16 protein-coding genes are annotated in these 15,747 nt (G+C 67.9%); 7 read left to right on the forward strand and 9 right to left on the reverse strand.

Annotation, left to right across the window (positions count from 1 at the left end; translation table 11 throughout):
* Positions 1-58 precede the first annotated feature (58 nt).
* Positions 59-1,048, forward strand: coding sequence for a LysR family transcriptional regulator (locus A9976_RS08460; RefSeq protein WP_183018624.1), 990 nt, complete (start codon positions 59-61; stop codon positions 1,046-1,048).
* 116 nt (positions 1,049-1,164) lie between these two features.
* A complete protein-coding gene (locus A9976_RS08465; protein ID WP_183018625.1) occupies positions 1,165-1,713 on the forward strand; it encodes a DUF2721 domain-containing protein in 549 nt (182 codons plus the stop codon).
* 43 nt (positions 1,714-1,756) lie between these two features.
* Here A9976_RS08465 and A9976_RS08470 read toward each other — a convergent pair whose 3' ends face one another.
* The gene (locus tag A9976_RS08470) at positions 1,757-2,662 is read right to left on the reverse strand and encodes an HTH-type transcriptional regulator ArgP (RefSeq protein WP_183018626.1); all 906 of its coding nucleotides are present in this window, start codon (positions 2,660-2,662) and stop codon (positions 1,757-1,759) included.
* Positions 2,663-2,732: 70 nt separating this feature from the next.
* Here A9976_RS08470 and A9976_RS08475 point away from each other — a divergent pair, with 70 nt between their 5' ends.
* Positions 2,733-3,383 carry a LysE/ArgO family amino acid transporter gene (locus A9976_RS08475; protein ID WP_183018627.1) on the forward strand — a complete coding sequence of 217 codons (651 nt, stop codon included), beginning with the start codon at positions 2,733-2,735 and terminating at the stop codon, positions 3,381-3,383.
* 9 nt (positions 3,384-3,392) lie between these two features.
* Here the strand turns inward: A9976_RS08475 and A9976_RS08480 are convergent, their stop codons facing one another.
* Both A9976_RS08480 and A9976_RS08485 read right to left on the reverse strand, forming a co-directional pair.
* Entirely contained in the window at positions 3,393-3,704 is a 312-nt protein-coding gene (locus A9976_RS08480) for a hypothetical protein (protein WP_183018628.1), read from the reverse strand.
* Between the two features lie 30 nt (positions 3,705-3,734).
* Entirely contained in the window at positions 3,735-4,232 is a 498-nt protein-coding gene (locus tag A9976_RS08485; RefSeq protein WP_183018629.1) for an Lrp/AsnC family transcriptional regulator, read from the reverse strand.
* A gap of 108 nt (positions 4,233-4,340) precedes the next feature.
* On the opposite strand from A9976_RS08485, the gene A9976_RS08490 reads away from it, so the two are divergent.
* Positions 4,341-5,243 (forward strand): EamA family transporter, encoded by a 903-nt coding sequence (locus tag A9976_RS08490; RefSeq protein WP_183018630.1) that lies wholly within the window; start codon positions 4,341-4,343, stop codon positions 5,241-5,243.
* Between the two features lie 95 nt (positions 5,244-5,338).
* Here the strand turns inward: A9976_RS08490 and A9976_RS08495 are convergent, their stop codons facing one another.
* Positions 5,339-6,124, reverse strand: coding sequence for a MetQ/NlpA family ABC transporter substrate-binding protein (locus tag A9976_RS08495; RefSeq protein WP_183018631.1), 786 nt, complete (start codon positions 6,122-6,124; stop codon positions 5,339-5,341).
* A 196-nt stretch (positions 6,125-6,320) separates the two neighbouring features.
* On the opposite strand from A9976_RS08495, the gene A9976_RS08500 reads away from it, so the two are divergent.
* A complete protein-coding gene (locus A9976_RS08500; RefSeq protein WP_183018632.1) occupies positions 6,321-6,539 on the forward strand; it encodes a DUF3820 family protein in 219 nt (72 codons plus the stop codon).
* A 66-nt stretch (positions 6,540-6,605) separates the two neighbouring features.
* Here the strand turns inward: A9976_RS08500 and A9976_RS08505 are convergent, their stop codons facing one another.
* The 4 genes from A9976_RS08505 to mfd all read right to left on the reverse strand — a co-directional run bounded on the left by A9976_RS08505 (position 6,606) and on the right by mfd (position 12,413).
* Positions 6,606-7,136, reverse strand: a complete 531-nt coding sequence (locus A9976_RS08505; protein WP_183018633.1) for an ABC transporter substrate-binding protein — start codon at positions 7,134-7,136, stop codon at positions 6,606-6,608.
* A gap of 306 nt (positions 7,137-7,442) precedes the next feature.
* The gene (serB, locus tag A9976_RS08510; protein ID WP_016445267.1) at positions 7,443-8,156 is read right to left on the reverse strand and encodes a phosphoserine phosphatase SerB; all 714 of its coding nucleotides are present in this window, start codon (positions 8,154-8,156) and stop codon (positions 7,443-7,445) included.
* 79 nt (positions 8,157-8,235) lie between these two features.
* Positions 8,236-8,901, reverse strand: coding sequence for a hypothetical protein (locus A9976_RS08515; RefSeq protein WP_099750521.1), 666 nt, complete (start codon positions 8,899-8,901; stop codon positions 8,236-8,238).
* Between the two features lie 17 nt (positions 8,902-8,918).
* On the reverse strand, positions 8,919-12,413 hold the full coding sequence (mfd, locus tag A9976_RS08520; RefSeq protein WP_183018634.1) for a transcription-repair coupling factor: 3,495 nt from the start codon (positions 12,411-12,413) through the stop codon (positions 8,919-8,921).
* A 161-nt stretch (positions 12,414-12,574) separates the two neighbouring features.
* Between mfd and ispD the strand changes: the two genes are divergently transcribed.
* Together ispD and ispF are read left to right on the forward strand one after the other, a co-directional pair.
* Positions 12,575-13,405: a 2-C-methyl-D-erythritol 4-phosphate cytidylyltransferase gene (gene ispD / locus A9976_RS08525; RefSeq protein WP_183018635.1), complete on the forward strand. Its 831-nt coding sequence runs from the start codon at positions 12,575-12,577 to the stop codon at positions 13,403-13,405.
* 16 nt (positions 13,406-13,421) lie between these two features.
* Complete coding sequence (gene ispF / locus A9976_RS08530; protein WP_183018636.1) at positions 13,422-13,901, forward strand: 2-C-methyl-D-erythritol 2,4-cyclodiphosphate synthase; 480 nt, start codon at positions 13,422-13,424, stop codon at positions 13,899-13,901.
* Positions 13,902-14,004: 103 nt separating this feature from the next.
* Here the strand turns inward: ispF and A9976_RS08535 are convergent, their stop codons facing one another.
* Positions 14,005-15,507, reverse strand: coding sequence for an ATP-binding protein (locus A9976_RS08535; RefSeq protein ID WP_012204699.1), 1,503 nt, complete (start codon positions 15,505-15,507; stop codon positions 14,005-14,007).
* Positions 15,508-15,747: the final 240 nt, after the last annotated feature.

A 15,747-nucleotide genomic window follows, 5' to 3' on the forward strand; every position in this document is an offset into this window, starting at 1 on the left:
TCGCCTTGCTCCGCCTGTGGTGCGCCAGCGCCTGCATCGGGAAAACACCGAGATTCCCATGAGCCACGATTTTGACGACCGCGACGGCCTGGACGATGCGGCCACGCCCCAGGGGCGGCTGCTGTATTCGCGCCTGACCAAGCATGTGCGCCTGCGCCAGCTGCAGCTGCTGGTGGCGCTGCAGCAATGCGGCTCGGTGGTGCAGGCCGCCGCCACGCTGCACATGAGCCAGTCGGCCGCCACCCAGGCGCTGGCCGAGATGGAGCGCGTGCTCGACATCCGCCTGTTCGAGCGCCATGCGCGCGGCATACGCCCCACGCTGGCCGGCCAGACCCTGGTGGACACGGTGCGCGGCGTGCTGGCCGCGCTGGAGGAGGTGGCGGAATCGCTGGCCGCCATTCGCCGGGGCGCCGCGGCCGCGCTGCGCCTGGGCGCCATTCCGGCGGCAGCCCTGGCCATTCTTTCGCCCCTGCTGGCGCGGTTTTATGCCGAGCATCCCGAGGTGCATGTCGATGTGCACGAAGACGCCAGCACCCGGCTGCTGTCCCAACTGCTGGGCGGCGGGCTGGACGCGGTGTTCTGCCGCGAGCCCGCGCTGCTGCCCGGCCCCTTCGCCTTCGAGCCGCTGCTGGCCGACACGGCCGTGGTGGTGGCTGCACGCTCGCATGCACTGGCCGGGCGCCGCGATGTGCCGCTGCAGGCATTGACCGGCGCACGCTGGGTACTGCCCACGGCCAACATCGCCGTGCGCGGGATTTTCGAGACCGAGGTGCTCAAGGCGTTGCCGGATGCGCCCTGGTTTCCTGTCTCCACCGTTTCCCTGCCCATTCTGGAAGGTCTGTTGAGCCAGCCCGGCGCCGTGGCGCTGGTGCCACTGAGCATTGCGCCGGGCCTGCAGACCCACGCGCGTGTATGCCGGCTCGACGTGCGGCTGGCGGGCGGGCTGGCGCCGCTGGGCGTGGTCTGCCGGCGCGACCAGGCGCCCGCCCTGCTGACCGAGATGCTGTCGCTGTGCCGGCAGATGCTGCCAGCGCCACCGGCCCGCTGAACGCCAAAAGCTGGCGACATGGCTTCTTGCCGCCCCCGCTTGCGGCCACAATACTGTCCGCGCGAAAACACGGCAGCATGGCCGCACCAGACAACAGAAAGCACGCAGAGGACCGCATGATCAATTGGTCGCTAGACGCCGATACCGTCACCCACAGCATCCAGCTGGCGCTGGCGCCGGTGTTCTTCCTGACGGCCGTGGCCGGCATGATCGGCGCCGTGGCCGGGCGGCTGGCCCGCATCATCGACCGCGCGCGCAAGCTGGAAGAACTGCTGCGCAACCCGCAGGAAGAGGAATTCATCGCGCGCAGCCTCACGGAACTGCACTTTCTGCGCAAGCGCGGCCGGCTGGCCAATGTCTGCATAGGACTGTTGACGGTCTGCGGCTTTTGCATCGGCCTGACCATTGCCCTGCTGTTCCTGGGCGAGGCCTACGGCATCAACGGCCATGGCTATGCGGTGCTGGGCTTTCTGTTCGGCGTGCTGATGTTTCTCTCGGCACTGGCCTGCTTTCTCTGGGAAACCATCATGGCCACCAGCCTGCTGGACTTCCACACCCTGACCCGCGTGCGCGCCGCGGTGCGCACCATACAGCGGCCGGAACGCAACGACCAGGCACAGGCTGAACCGTCCACCCCGGCGGACGAAACCGGCCGCCAGCCCTGAGCCGGGCGCGGACGGCGCCGCCGTCGCTGTCGCCGCTGCCCATTCACTCCATCGGGTCCAGGCAGGCGGCTGCCGCCTGGATCACGCAGTCCGTCAGGCGCTGCAGGCTGGCCTGTGCATTGCGCGCATGGGCCCAGTACATGGGAATGTCCAGGTCGTTGCCGGGCAGCAGCTCCACCAGGCTGCCTTCGGCCAGTTGCGCGCCGATCATCAGTGGCGGGTGCATGCCCCAGCCCATGCCCAGCTCGCAGGCCCGCGTATAGCCCTGGTTGGAGGGAAGAAAGTGGCGCGGCGTGCTGCGCCGCCCCTCTGCGCCCAGGCGCTGCAGCCACTGGTCCTGCAGGCTGTCCTTGCGGCCATAGCTCATCATGGGTGTGCGCGCCATGGCCTCGGGCGTGATGCCGTCCTTCAGGTAGCGGCGGATGAAGTCGGGGCTGGCGGCCGCCACGTAGCGCATGCGGCCCAGCGGCCAGGTATTGCAGCCCGGAATGGCCGAGGAGGTGGCCGTGACGGCAGCCAGCACCTCGCCCTCGCGGATGCGCTTGGCCGTGTGGTCCTGGTCGTCGATGCTGATGTCCAGCAGCTCGTTGCCGTCGCGCGTGAAGGCGGACATGGCATCCATGAACCAGGTGGACAGCGAGTCGGCATTGACGGCCAGCTTGAGCGTGGGCAGGGCGGTCTGGCCCTCGGGGACCAGCTCCGGGTTCTTGCGGCGCAGATCGTTCTCGAGCAGGGCCACCTGCTCCAGGTGCAGGCACAGCCTGCGGCCCGCATCGGTGCCCGAGCAAGGCTGGCCACGCAGTACCAGCACCTGGCCCACACGCTCCTCCAGCAGCTTGATGCGCTGGGAAACGGCCGAGGGCGTGACATGCAGCTTGCGCGCCGCGCGCTCGAAGCTGCCTTCGCGCACCACGGCCGCCAGGGCTTCGAGTCCGGCGTAGTCGAGCATTTAGATATTCTTCATTTGGTTGAGTAAATGTAATTTTACTTAACCATTTGCCGGCCAGACAATCCCGGCCATGTGGACTGCAAATGTTTCTTCTTCCTGGCTGGCGGGCTTCACGGTCTGCCTGTCTCTCATCGTCTCCATCGGCGCCCAGAACCTCTATGTGCTGCGCCAGGCCGTGCACGGCCAGCATGTGCGCGCCTGCGTGGCCTGGTGCGTGGTGAGCGACGTGGTGCTCATCGGCCTGGGCGTGGCGGGCATGGCCCGGCTGCTGGGCGACAACCCCGAGCTGGCCCGCTACCTGACGCTGGGCGGCGCCCTGTTCCTGCTGGCCTATGGGCTGATCGCGCTGTGGCGCATGGCCATGGCGCCCGATGCGCAACTGGCGGCGTCGGGCGGGCAACTGGCCCCGCGTGGCCTGCTGGGCGTGGTCTCCACGCTGGCCGTGATCACCCTGTTCAACCCCCATGTCTATCTGGACACGGTGCTGCTCATGGGCTCCATCGGCGCACGCCAGGAAGGCGTGCTCAAGTGGGTCTATGTGGTGGGCGCCGCATCGGCCAGCCTGTCGTGGTTCGTGGCGCTGGCCTTTGCGGGCCGCCGCATGAAGCGCTTGTTCGAGAAGCCGCAGGCCTGGCGCGTTCTCGATGGCCTCACGGGCGTGATGATGCTGGCGCTGGCCTGGTGGGTGGCTGGCAGCGCGTTGGCGCCGGCGGGTGGCTGACGGCGCAGATCAGTCTGCGGCCGGGGCTTCCTCGCCGGGCGCCCAGGTGCCCACGGCCTCGATGAGGTTCCAGCTGTTGCATTCGATGCAGTAGTGGCCCGTGGCGCCGGTCTTCTGGCTGGTCGCCTCGATGACGACCTTGTGGCCATGGCGCCGGGCCTCGGACAAGGGCTGGATCTTGTCATAGCTGTATTGCTCGGCCAGGTCGCCCCGGAAGGAAATGGTGATGCGGTCGCGCTTGGGATAGTAGTCACGCTCGTACTTGTCGAGGGTGCGTGTGGCGACGAGGCGGGCCATGCTGTCCGGTGAAGGTGCGCTCAAAGCAGTCTCCTGGTGTGTGTCTAGGTTGCGTCAACTTGTTTCATTGTCGGGACTGTGTTCTGCCATTGGCAACTGCAGCCCGGTCTTGATGCGTTCCAGAGCGATCGAGGTGGTGTAGCGCCGGATGTTGTCGTCTCCAGAGAACAGCCGCGCCGCCAGCGCCTGGTACTCCTGCATATCGGCAGCCGTGACGATCAATGAATAGTCGGCTTCCCCGGTCACGTAGTAGCACTGCTGCACGGCGGGCTCGCGCGCCACGCGCGCGCGAAAGGCCAGGGACAGGTCCGGGCGCTCGTTGGCCAGCTGCACGTTGATGAGCACGGTGAGCGGGCGTCCCGTGCGCACGGGATCGACCACGGCGACGTTGGCCGTGATCACGCCCAGCTCCTGCAGGCGCCGTATGCGCCGTTGCACGGCTGGCGCCGAGAGGTGGACACGCTCGGCAATGAGGCGCTGCGGCGTGAGGTTGTCGCGCTGGAGCACGTCGAGGATGGCACGGTCAAAAGTATCGAGCGCGATGGCGGGCATGGGGGAGGGGCGGAAAACGGGTGCGAGGAGGTCGGAAATAGCGAATGTTGCGCGAAGAGGCCCCAAAACGAGCCTTTTCCATCGCTGGCCTGCAATATCGTACGTGCCATGACAACAAACACCACATGGAACCGCGCCTGGCCCCTGCTGGCCGTGCTGGGCTCAGTCACGGCACTGGGCGTGGGCACCTCACTGGCCAAGCAGCTTTTTCCGGTGCTGGGCGCCCAGGGCACTTCGGCATTGCGCGTGGGCTTTGCCGCGCTGATTCTGGTGGCCATCTGGCGGCCCTGGCGCTGGACGCTGGCCCGTCCCCAGGCCTGGGCGCTGCTGCGTTTCGGCGTGGCGCTGGGCGCCATGAACCTGCTGTTCTACATGGCGCTGCGCACCATTCCCTTTGGCCTGGCCGTGGCCATCGAATTCTCCGGTCCGCTGGCCGTGGCCATCTACCACTCGCGCCGGCCGGTGGACTTTGTCTGGCTGGCGCTGGCCGTGGCGGGGCTGGCCCTGATTTTGCCGATAGGGGGCGCCGGCGCGGGCGGATTGGTGCTGGAGCCCGTGGGCATTGCCTGCGCCGTGGGCGCCGCCATCTGCTGGGCGCTGTACATCCTGCTGGGGCAGCGCCTGGGCAGCATTCCCAGCGGCCAGGCCGTGTCGCTTGGCCTGGTGTTCGCCGCCATGGTGGTGGTGCCCTTCGGCGTGGCCGAGGCGGGGGCCAAGCTGCTGCAGCCGTCCATCCTGGCCTTCGGGGTGGTGGTGGCGGCCATCTCCAGCGCCTTGCCCTATACGCTGGAGATGATGGCCCTGCGCCGCCTGCCGCCCGCCACCTTCGGCATTGCCCTGGCCACGGAGCCTGCGATTGCCGCCCTCATGGGCATGCTGCTGCTGCATGAGCACCTGGTGGGGGCCCAATGGCTGGCCATCGCCTGCATCATGGGCGCGGCCATGGGCAGCGCCATTACGCGGCCCGCCGCGGCGGCCAAGGCGCCGGCCGAGGTGACGCCTGCGGGTTGAGTGGCGATACCTGGGAAGGGGAATGAAAAAAGCGCTGCCGAGGCAGCGCTTTTTGCGGGGACAGCATGCAGCCGACCGGCTGCATTCCTTGCGCCTCAGAACGCAGGAACGACGGCGCCCTTGTACTTCTCGATGATGAACTTCTTCACGTCGGGCGTGTGCAGTGCGTTCATCAGCTTGGCGATGTTGGGATCGTTGGCACGGTCCTGGCGCGAGACCACGATGTTGGTGTAGGGCGAATCGGCGCCTTCGATGAACAGCGCATCCTTGGTGGGATTGAGCTTGGCCTCGATGGCGTAGTTGGTATTGATCAGGGCCAGGTCCACGTCCGCCAGCGCGCGCGGCAGCAGCGGGGCTTCGAGCTCCTTGAACTTGAGCTTCTTGGGGTTCTTGGCCACGTCCAGCGGTGTGGGGGTCAGGCTCTTGGGGTCCTTGAGCTCGATCAGGCCCTGCTTGGCCAGCAGGATCAGGGCACGGCCGCCGTTGGAGGGGTCGTTGGGGATGGCGATGGTGGCGCCGTCCTTCAGGTCCTTGACGTTCTTGATCTTCTGCGAGTAACCGCCGAAGGGCTCCACATGGACCTTGCCATTGGGCACGGCCACCAGCGAAGTCTTGCGGTCCTTGTTGTAGCTGTCCAGGTAGGGCTGGTGCTGGAAGAAGTTCACGTCCAGCTGCTTGTCCTCGACGGCCGCATTGGGCTGCACATAGTCGCTGAATTCCTTGATCTGCAGGTCGATGCCCTGGGCCTTCAGCGCCGGCTTCACATGGTTGAGGATTTCTGCATGGGGCACGGCGGTGGCGCCGACCTTGAGCACGTCGGCGGCCTGGGCCGTCAGGGCCAGCGTGGCAATCGCGATTGCGGAGAGGGCTTTCTTCAACATGACCGAAGGACTTTCTTCAACGGGTTGCAAAAACGCCATACGCCCGGTGGAATGGTTCTGTGTCGGGCTGTACGGCAGGCAGGCGCATAGTCTAGTGCGGCGCCAGCCGCCGCAATGAACAATTTTGCTATTTGGTTATAAGGCTGTGGCTTTTTATGCGGATTCTTGCGATGCCGCAGCGCGTACCATCGCCATCATGGACCCCGAAATGCTGCAAAAGCTGGTGCAGGTGCAAATGCCCTATGGCAAGTACAAGGGGCGGCTGATCGCCGACCTGCCCGGCAACTATCTCCACTGGTTTGCGCGCGAAGGCTTTCCCAAGGGCGAGTTGGGCCAGTTGCTGGCGCTGATGCGTGAGCTGGACCACAACGGGCTGTCGCACCTGCTGCAGCCGCTGCGCGCCGGGCCGCGCTGAAGCGGCCGCGACACAAAGCAAAAGGCCCCGACAATCGCGGCCTTTCCGGGGAAAAACGCAGGCGGCTTACTTGGCGGCGGCGCGTGCAGCCTCGGCCTTGGCCTTGGCTTCGTCGGCCTTGCGCTGCAGCTCGGCTGCCTCGGTCTCGGCGGCCTTGGCCTTGGCTTCGGCTTCCTTGGCGGCGGCGTCCTTTTCAGGAGTCATGGCGCCAGCCAGCGCATTGCCGGCCATGGAGCCGGCGACCGCGCCCACGGCGGCGGCGCCCAGCGTGCCCATCATGCCGGGGCCTGCTGCAGCTGCAGTGGCAGGTGCTGCTGCCGGAGCGGCGCCTGCTGCGGGCGCTGCCGGTGCTGCGGGGGTGGCAGGAGCTGCCGGGCTGGCAGGCGTTGCCGCCTTGTTGGCGGTGGGGGCCGCAGGCGCCGCGGGCTGGGCAGGGGCCTTGCCGATCGACGCCGGGCGCACGGACTTGCCGCCGCTGCCCATGCGCTTGGCCTGGGCCAGCGTGGGCACGGTCAGGGATGCAATGGCCAGGGCGATCACGGAGGCAGTGGCGCGGAACGAAGTCTTCACGGAAGTTTTTCCAATCATGGTGGTCATGTACACGGTCGGCGCAGGCATGCCTGAGCCGGTCGGCGCGCCACAGGCTGCCCGTATGCGGGCAGGCCTGCGGCCTTGGGTGTCACATGGGGATGGGGGAGGAGATTCCAAGCACCGGCGCGCGGATGCGCCGGCGTACAGCCTGCTGTTGTAGGAGAGCCACCGGCGCTGAGGCGGTGGCCTATGGGGCTGCGTCAAGCATTGTAGAAAAGACTGGGGCTTGCCGGAAAAGCAAGCCCACAGAACATTCTCAGCTATTGATTGCGGAGCAGCGCAGCGGCCTGCGCAAGTCCCTGCCGCCCGTTCTCAGCGCAGCACTTCCAGCAGGCGGTCCAGGCCGCCTTCGGTGATGGAGACCTTGGCCTCGTTGCGCACGCGCGGCTTGGCGTGGTAGGCCACGGACAGGCCGGCGACCTGCATCATGGGAATGTCGTTGCTGCCGTCGCCCACGGCGATGCACTGGTCGGGGCGAATGCCCAGCAGCGAGGCGACTTCCAGCAGCGTGCGGCGCTTTTCGGCGCCGTCGCAGATGTCGCCCCAGGGCTGCTCGATCAGGCCTCCGGTCAGCGCGCCGTCACGCATCTCCAGCACGTTGGCACGCACGAAGTCTATGCCCAGCATGCCGCGCACATGTTCGGCAAAGTAGGTGAAGCCGCCCGAGACCAGCAGCACCTTCAGGCCCGCGGCCTGGGCTGCGCGCACCAGGGTTTCGGCGCCCGGGGAGAGCTTCAGGCGCTCGGCCAGCACGCGGGCCATGTCGGCCTCGGTCACGCCGACGAGCTTGCCCACGCGCTGGCGCAGGCTGTCCTTGAAGTCGGTGATCTCGCCGCGCATGGTGGCTTCGGTGATGGCTGCGACCTCGGCCTTCTTGCCGGTGGCGTCGGCGATCTCGTCGATGCACTCGATGGTGATCAGCGTCGAGTCCATGTCGAACGCGATGAGCTTGTAGTCGGCCAGCTTCAGTGGCGGCTGTATGCCGCGGATCAGCAGTCCGGGCGCGAATTCGGTGACATCGGTCATGGGTGGGGCAGCAAAAAGGGGACGGGCCGCCGGGCTGGCGGGAAACAGGCGCAAATCATATCCAGTGGCGGGCCTGCCGTCAGGCTGCGGGCGGCTGGCGCAGGTAGATGGCGTCCGACCAGGTGGCCAGCCATTGGGGGCGAAACACCACGAAGATGGCGGTGACCATGCCGGTGACCACGGCATCGCCCCAGGCCATGAGCCAGCGCGCGATGCGCGACAGATCCTCGTTGACGCCGGGCAGGGCGTGGCCCGCTGCCTGGGCCAGCAGCGCGGCGATGAAGACGCACAGCACCGTGCCCGCAAAGCCGCGCGCGAGGATGTAGACAAAGATCTGGTGCGGCAGCCAGCGCCGCAGCGCCGCACCCCAGAGCATGGCCAGCGTGGCGGGCACGATGCCCTGCCAGACCGAGATGCCCAGCGCATCGCCCCAGCCCAGGGCCGGCGACAGCAGGGCGGCCAGCCCGCCCACGATGAGCAGCAGCGGCACGGCCAGAGGCCAGCCCAGCATGAGCACCACCAGCGGCGCAGATGACCACTGCAGTTGCAGCGGCATGCGGTGCAGCGTGGGCAGGGCCCAGATCCAGGGCAGCAGCACGAGCACGCCCAGCAGCGGCGTGACCAGGGGCGAGGCAACGCGGTCCTGCGGGCCGCCCGGACCAGTGCGGCCGGCCAGCATGCGCCAGGGGCGCAGCCACAGCGCGGTGGCCAGGGCCAGCAGGGCAATGCTCGCTTCGAGGAACATGGCTGGAACGACGCGTTCTATGCGGGCTGGGCGGCCTTCGCCTCCACCAGCGGCTGGCCCAGGCTGCGCAGCACGTCGCGCACCATCTGGGCGCGGTCCTTGGGGTTGTCCAGGGCACGCTCTATGCGCAGCTTCTCGTTGCCGGCCAGCTTGATGTGCTTGTTCTTCTGGATGAGGTGGACGATGGCCATCGGGTCCACGGGCGGCTGGGGCTTGAAGGTGATGTTGATCACACCGGGCGCCGCATCCACCTTGACCACGCCGTAGGGCTGGGACAGCACGCGCAGGCGGTGCACGTCGATCAGCGTCTGCGCCTGGGGGGGCAGCTTGCCGAAGCGGTCCACGATTTCTTCGAGCAGGGTGTCGATCTGGTCGCTGGTGCGGGCCGTGGCCAGCTTCTTGTAGAAGGACAGGCGCAGGTGCACGTCGCCGCAGTAGTCGTTGGGCAGCAGGGCCGGCGCGTGCAGGTTGATGTCGGTGGAGGCCGACAGCGGGCTGAGCAGGTCGGGCTCCTTGCCGGCCTTGAGGCTGCGCACGGCCTCGGACAGCATCTCGTTGTAGAGCTGGAAGCCCACCTCCATCATGTTGCCGCTCTGGTTCTCGCCCAGCACCTCGCCGGCGCCGCGGATCTCCAGGTCGTGCATGGCCAGGTAGAAGCCCGAGCCCAGTTCCTCCATCTGCTGGATGGCCTCCAGCCGCTGCTGGGCCTGCTTGGTCAGGCTGTCCAGGTCGGGCACCATCAGGTAGGCATAGGCCTGGTGGTGGCTGCGGCCCACGCGGCCGCGCAGCTGGTGCAACTGGGCCAGGCCGAACTTGTCGGCGCGGCTGATGAGGATGGTGTTGGAGCTGGGCACGTCGATGCCGGTCTCGATGATGGTCGAGCACAGCAGGATGTTGTAGCGCTGGGCCACGAAGTCGCGCATCACGCGTTCGAGCTCGCGCTCGGGCATCTGGCCGTGGGCCACGGCAATGCGTGCCTCGGGCAGGATTTCCTCGAGCTTTTGCTTGCGGTTCTCGATGGTCTCGACCTCGTTGTGCAGGAAGTAGCACTGGCCGCCGCGCTTGAGCTCGCGCAGCACGGCCTCGCGGATCACGCCCGTGCCCTCGTTGCGCACAAAGGTCTTGATGGCCAGGCGCCGCTGGGGCGCGGTGGCGATGACGGACAGGTCGCGCAGGCCTTCCAGCGCCATGCCCATGGTGCGCGGGATGGGCGTGGCCGTCAGCGTGAGCACGTCCACCTCGGCGCGCATGGCCTTCATGGCTTCCTTGTGGCGCACGCCGAAGCGGTGCTCCTCGTCGATGATCAGCAGGCCCAGGTTCTTGAACTGCGTGGACTCGGACAGCAGCTTGTGCGTGCCCACGACGATGTCCACCGAGCCGTCGGCAATGCCCTTGACGGCCGCCGTGATCTCCTTGCCCGAGCGAAAGCGCGAGACTTCGGCCACCTTGATGGGCCATTTGGAGAAGCGGTCCACCAGGGTCTGGTAGTGCTGCTCGGCCAGCAGCGTCGTGGGCGCGAGGAAGGCCACCTGCTTGCCCCCCGTGATGGCCACGAAGGCCGCGCGCAGCGCCACCTCGGTCTTGCCGAAGCCCACATCGCCGCAGACCAGTCGGTCCATGGGCTGGGGGCTGATCATGTCCTGGATCACGGCGTGGATGGCGGCGCGCTGGTCCGCCGTTTCCTCGAAGCCGAAGTCGTTGGCGAACTGCTCGTAGTCCTGGGGCGAGTAGCGGAAGGCATGGCCCTGGCGTGCGGCGCGCCGCGCATAGATGTTCAGCAGCTCGGCTGCCGAGTCGCGCACCTGCTCGGCCGCCTTGCGCTTGGCCTTTTCCCACTGCGTGCCGCCGAGCTTGTGCAGCGGCGCGTCCTCGGGCGAGACGCCCGTGTAGCGGCTGATCAGCTGCAACTGGCTGACAGGCACGTAGAGCACGGCGTTGCCCGCGTACTCCAGGTGCAGGAACTCCTGCACGGCCGGCGTGCCGTCAGGGTTCTTCTGACCCATGTCCATGTTGACCAGGCCCTGGTAGCGGCCGATGCCGTGGTCCGAATGCACCACGGGGTCGCCCACCTTGAGTTCGGACAGGTCCTTGATCAGCGCCTCCACATCGCTGACCTGCTCCTGGCGGCGGCGCCTGCGGCCCGTGGGGCTGGTGGCGAACAGCTCCGTCTCGGTGACGAAGTCCAGGCCTTCCTCCACCCAGGCAAAGCCGTTCATCAGCCCGGCCGTGGCAATGCCCACCTTCTCGCCCGCATCGCCCTGGAACTCGGCCAGCGAGTCGAAGACCGGCGGGTTCACGCCCGAGGCGCGGAAGAAGTCCAGCAGGCTTTCGCGCCGGCCATCGGACTCGGCCAGCAGCAGGATGCGGTGGGCGCTGCTGGCAATGTGCCTTTGCAGGCGCGCCAGCGGGTCTTCCGCGCCGCGCACCACGGACAGGTCCTCCAGCTTCTGGAAGATGGCGCTGTCGGCCACGTCCTCGGTGCCGGGGCGCAGCGCGAGCTGGGCGTGCTCCTTGGCGCGCGTGTAGAACTGGTCGGCGGACAGGAACAGCACCTCGGGCGCCAGGGCCGGGCGCTCGGGGTCGCCCTGCACCAGGCGGAAGCGCTCCTTGGTGTCCTGCCAGAAGCGCTGGAAGGCCGGCTCCAGGTCGCCATGCATCACCACGGTGGCATCGGCGCCCAGGTAGTCGAAGACGGTGGCCGTTTCGTCGAAGAACAACGGCAGGTAGTACTCGATGCCGGCCGTGGCGATGCCCTGGCCCATGTCCTTGTAGATGCGGCTGCGCGTGGGATCGCCCTCCAGCAGCTCGCGCCAGCGGTGGCGGAACTTGGCGCGCGCGTCCTCGTCCATGGGGAACTCGCGGCCGGGCAGCAGGCGCACCTCGGGCACGGGGTAGAGGCTGCGCTGGGTGTCGGGGTCGAAGGTGCGGATGGAGTCGATCTCGTCGTCGAACAGGTCCACCCGGTAGGGCTGCAGCGAGCCCATGGGAAACAGGTCGATCAGGCCGCCACGCACCGCGTACTCACCGTGGCTGACCACCTGGGAGACATGCTGGTAGCCGGCCAGGGTCAGCTGGGCCTTGAGCTTGGCCTCGTCCAGCTTCTGGCCGCTCTTGAACTCGAAGGTGTAGCCGGCCAGGAAGGAGGGCGGCGCCAGCCGGTACAGCGCCGTGGTGGCGGGCACCAGCACCACGTCGGCACCATGCTCCTTGTCGCGCTGGTTGATGCGCCACAGCGTGGCCAGGCGCTCGCTGATCAGGTCCTGGTGGGGAGAGAAGCTGTCGTAGGGCAGGGTCTCCCAGTCGGGGAACAGCGCGCAGCGCAGGCCCGGGGCGAAGAAGGCCATCTCGTCGATCAGCCGCTGGGCATCCGAGGCGTCGGCCGTGACGATGGCCGTCACCCGGCCCGCAGCCTTCTCGCGCTCGCCCAGGCGGGCCAGCAGCAGGGCGTCGGCGCTGCCCACGGGACGGGGCAGGGTGAAGCGTTTTCCGGGAGTGAGCTTGGGCAGTTCCATGGTGCTTGGACGTGGGCGCTGCAGCGCCTGGGCGAAGTAACGACAAAACCCCTCGGCACGCGCAGAGGGGTATCGAAGCATTTTAGCCAGCACGCATGGCGGCCATGCAGGCATGCCCGCATGTCCATGGTGGCGCATGGCCGTCACTACAATGCGCCACCATGACAGATCTGCTTGCGGCGGCTGCGCCCGCGTCCCTGGAGCCGGCCCGCCTGTGGGCCTTGATCCCCTGCGCGGGCACGGGCTCGCGCGCCATCGCGCCCGATGCGCCTGCGCCTGAACTGCCCAAGCAATACCACCTGGTGGCCGGTGCGCCCATGGTGGCGCACACGCTGGCCGCCTTTGCGGGCACAGCGCGCGTGCACCACACCCTGGTGGTGATCGCGCCTGGCGATGATTTCTGGCGCCAGGGCCTGCCGGGCCCGTCGCCCACGCGCTACTCCACGGCGTCTTGCGGCGGCGCCACGCGGGCCGAATCCGTGACCAACGGCCTGAAGGAGCTGCTGGCGCGCGGCGCAAGCGCGCATGACTGGGTGCTGGTGCACGACGCCGCGCGCTGCCTGGTGACGCCCGAACTGATCGATGCGCTGATCGACGCCTGCGAGCACGATGCCGTGGGCGGCCTGCTGGCGCACAAGCTGCCCGACACGCTCAAGACAGCCGTGACCGGGCCTGGCGGCGTGCGCGTGGCGGGCACCGTGGACCGCAGCGACAAATGGCTGGCGCAGACGCCTCAGATGTTTCGCATCGCGCCGCTGCTCGACGCCCTGGAGCACGCGGGATCGGCCGTCACCGACGAGGCCAGCGCCATGGAGGCCGTGGGCCAGCGCCCGCGCCTGGTGCCCGGCGGTGCGCAGAACTTCAAGGTCACCTATCCCGACGACTTTGCGCTGGCTGCCGCCGTGCTGTCGCAGCGCGCGCATGGCGCGACGCTGGAACGCTACCGGGGCAAGCGCGACCAGCCGCAGGTGTCGGGCAATCCGTTTTTCTGAACCTGGAATGTTTCACATGAATTTTCGTATTGGCGAGGGCTGGGACGTGCATGCCCTGGTGCCCGGGCGCAAGCTGATCCTGGGCGGCATCGAGGTGCCGCATGAACTGGGGCTGCTGGGCCATTCCGATGCCGACGTGCTGCTGCACGCCATCACCGATGCGCTGCTGGGCGGCGCGGCGCTGGGCGACATCGGCCGGCATTTCCCCGACACCGACCCCGAATTCCGCGGCGCCGATTCGCTGGTGCTGCTGGTGGAGGCTGCGCGCCGCGTGCGCGCCACGGGCCTGGAGATAGGCAACATCGACAGCACCATCATTGCCCAGGCTCCCAAGCTGGCGCCGCACATTCCTGCCATGCGCGAGCGCATCGCCACGGCGCTGGGGCTGGCGCTGGACCAGGTCAACGTCAAGGCCAAGACGGCCGAGAAGCTCGGCCCCGTGGGCCAGCTGCAGGCCATGGAAGCGCGCGCCGCCGCCTTGCTGTTCCGCGCCTGACCAGCGGGGTGCCATCCCCATGCAAAAGGCCCCGGCGATCGTTGACCGATCGGCCGGGGCCTTTGTATCTGCCGAACGTATCTGACGAACGCGCGCTGCGGGCTCAGTCCTCTCCGTCCAGGGCGCCGTCCTGCGCACGCGGAGGCAACTGGCGCTTGATCTGCGGGCGCTGCAGTCGCTGCTCGGGCTCGGCACCCTTGGCCACGCCGGAGGCCCGCTGCAACTGCACATGGGCGACCAGCCCCCCCGTGGAGGAATTGGACAGCGCAAACACGCCGCCCATGCGCTGCACCGTCTTGTCCACGATGGACAGGCCCAGGCCCGCGCCCGCCGCGGCCGTGCGTGCGGAGTCGCCACGGAAGAAGGGCTGGGTCAGGCTGGCCAGCTGTTCGGGCGGCACGCCCCGGCCATGGTCGCGGATGCGGATCACGACCCAGCTTTCGCGCTCGGATGCGGTCACGTCCACATGGGTGGTTTCGGTCTCTGGCGTCTTGCCGTAGCGGCGTGCGTTCTCGAACAGGTTGGAGATCACGCGCGCCAGTTCCACCTCGTCGGCCAGCACATAGACGCCTTCGGGCACGGCCATGCTGATCTGCAGCTCGCGGTGGTCCTGCACCGCATAGACGCAGGAGGACACCACGGCATGCAGGTTCACCGGGTTGAGGGTCACATGGTCGGGGCGGGCGTAGTCCAGGAATTTGTCGATGGTGGCGTCCAGCTGCACGATGTCGGCCACCATGTGCTCGCGCGCCACATCGTCCACCACGCTCATTTCGGTCTCCAGGCGCAGGCGCGCGAGCGGCGTGCGCAGGTCGTGGGAGATGCCGGCCAGCATCACCGCGCGGTCCTGCTCCAGCTGGGCGAGTTTCTGCGCCATGCGGTTGAAGCCGATGTTGACCTCGCGGATCTCGCTGGTGACGGCTTCCTCGTCGAGCTGGCTGGCGTCGAAGTCGCCATCTCGCACGCGGTTGGCCGCATAGCTCAACTGCTTGAGCGGCCGGTTGATCAGGCGCGCGATGGCTGCCGCCCCCGCCAGGGACAGCAGGCCGGCCGTGATCAGCCAGATCAGCCAGGTGCGCCCGCTGGCCGGCGTGAAGCGCGAGCGGTCCATCAGAAGCCAGGTGCGGTCGCCATTGATGGTGAAGCCCACCCACAGGCCGGGCTCGCCATTGACGCTGCGCGCCACGATGGTGCCGTAGCCCAGGCGGCGCGTGAGTTCTTCGGTCAGGCGCTTGCCCAGCGTGCTCTGGTCCAGCAGCTCGAAGCTGTCGCCAGGCTCGCGCGGCAGAATGCGCACGCCTTCCTGGTCGGCCATGGTCTTGATCAGCGAGACACGGTTGATGGCATCCGAATGCACCAGGGCCGCGCGGCTGAGGTTGACCAGCGAGGCGATCTGCTGGGCGGTGTGCAGCGTGCGCGGCTCGAATTCGAAGGCGCGCAGCGTCTGCAGCCAGGCCAGGATGCTGCCCACCAGCAGCAGGGCCAGCAGGCAGAAGGTGCGCCAGAAAAGATTGAGTCCCAGCGGAGAGCGCGCAGTCATGCGTCGCTCGTAGTCGAGCGGCGCAGGGCTGGTGGCGTCATGGGGCGGGACGGTGAAGGAACTCATGGAATGCGGTTCGTCATTCTAGGGGCCGGCTGCGAGATTACGCCTGTGCCGGCCAGCCTGCGTTACCGGTTGTCTCGGTCGACAGGGTGAGGTTTTGGCGCTGCGCATTTGTCGACGGCACATAAAACGTTGCGGCTCCAAGCCAGCGACGCCGAGCAAGAGCCGCCTCGCGGCGGGGGCGCCTAGCCGAGGGCGTCGTCCCCCTCCCGCGGAGCGAGAGAGGGGGAAGGCGCGCAGCGC

It is taken from the genome of Delftia sp. UME58, assembly GCF_014170385.1.
Lineage (GTDB): Bacteria > Pseudomonadota > Gammaproteobacteria > Burkholderiales > Burkholderiaceae_C > Comamonas > Comamonas acidovorans.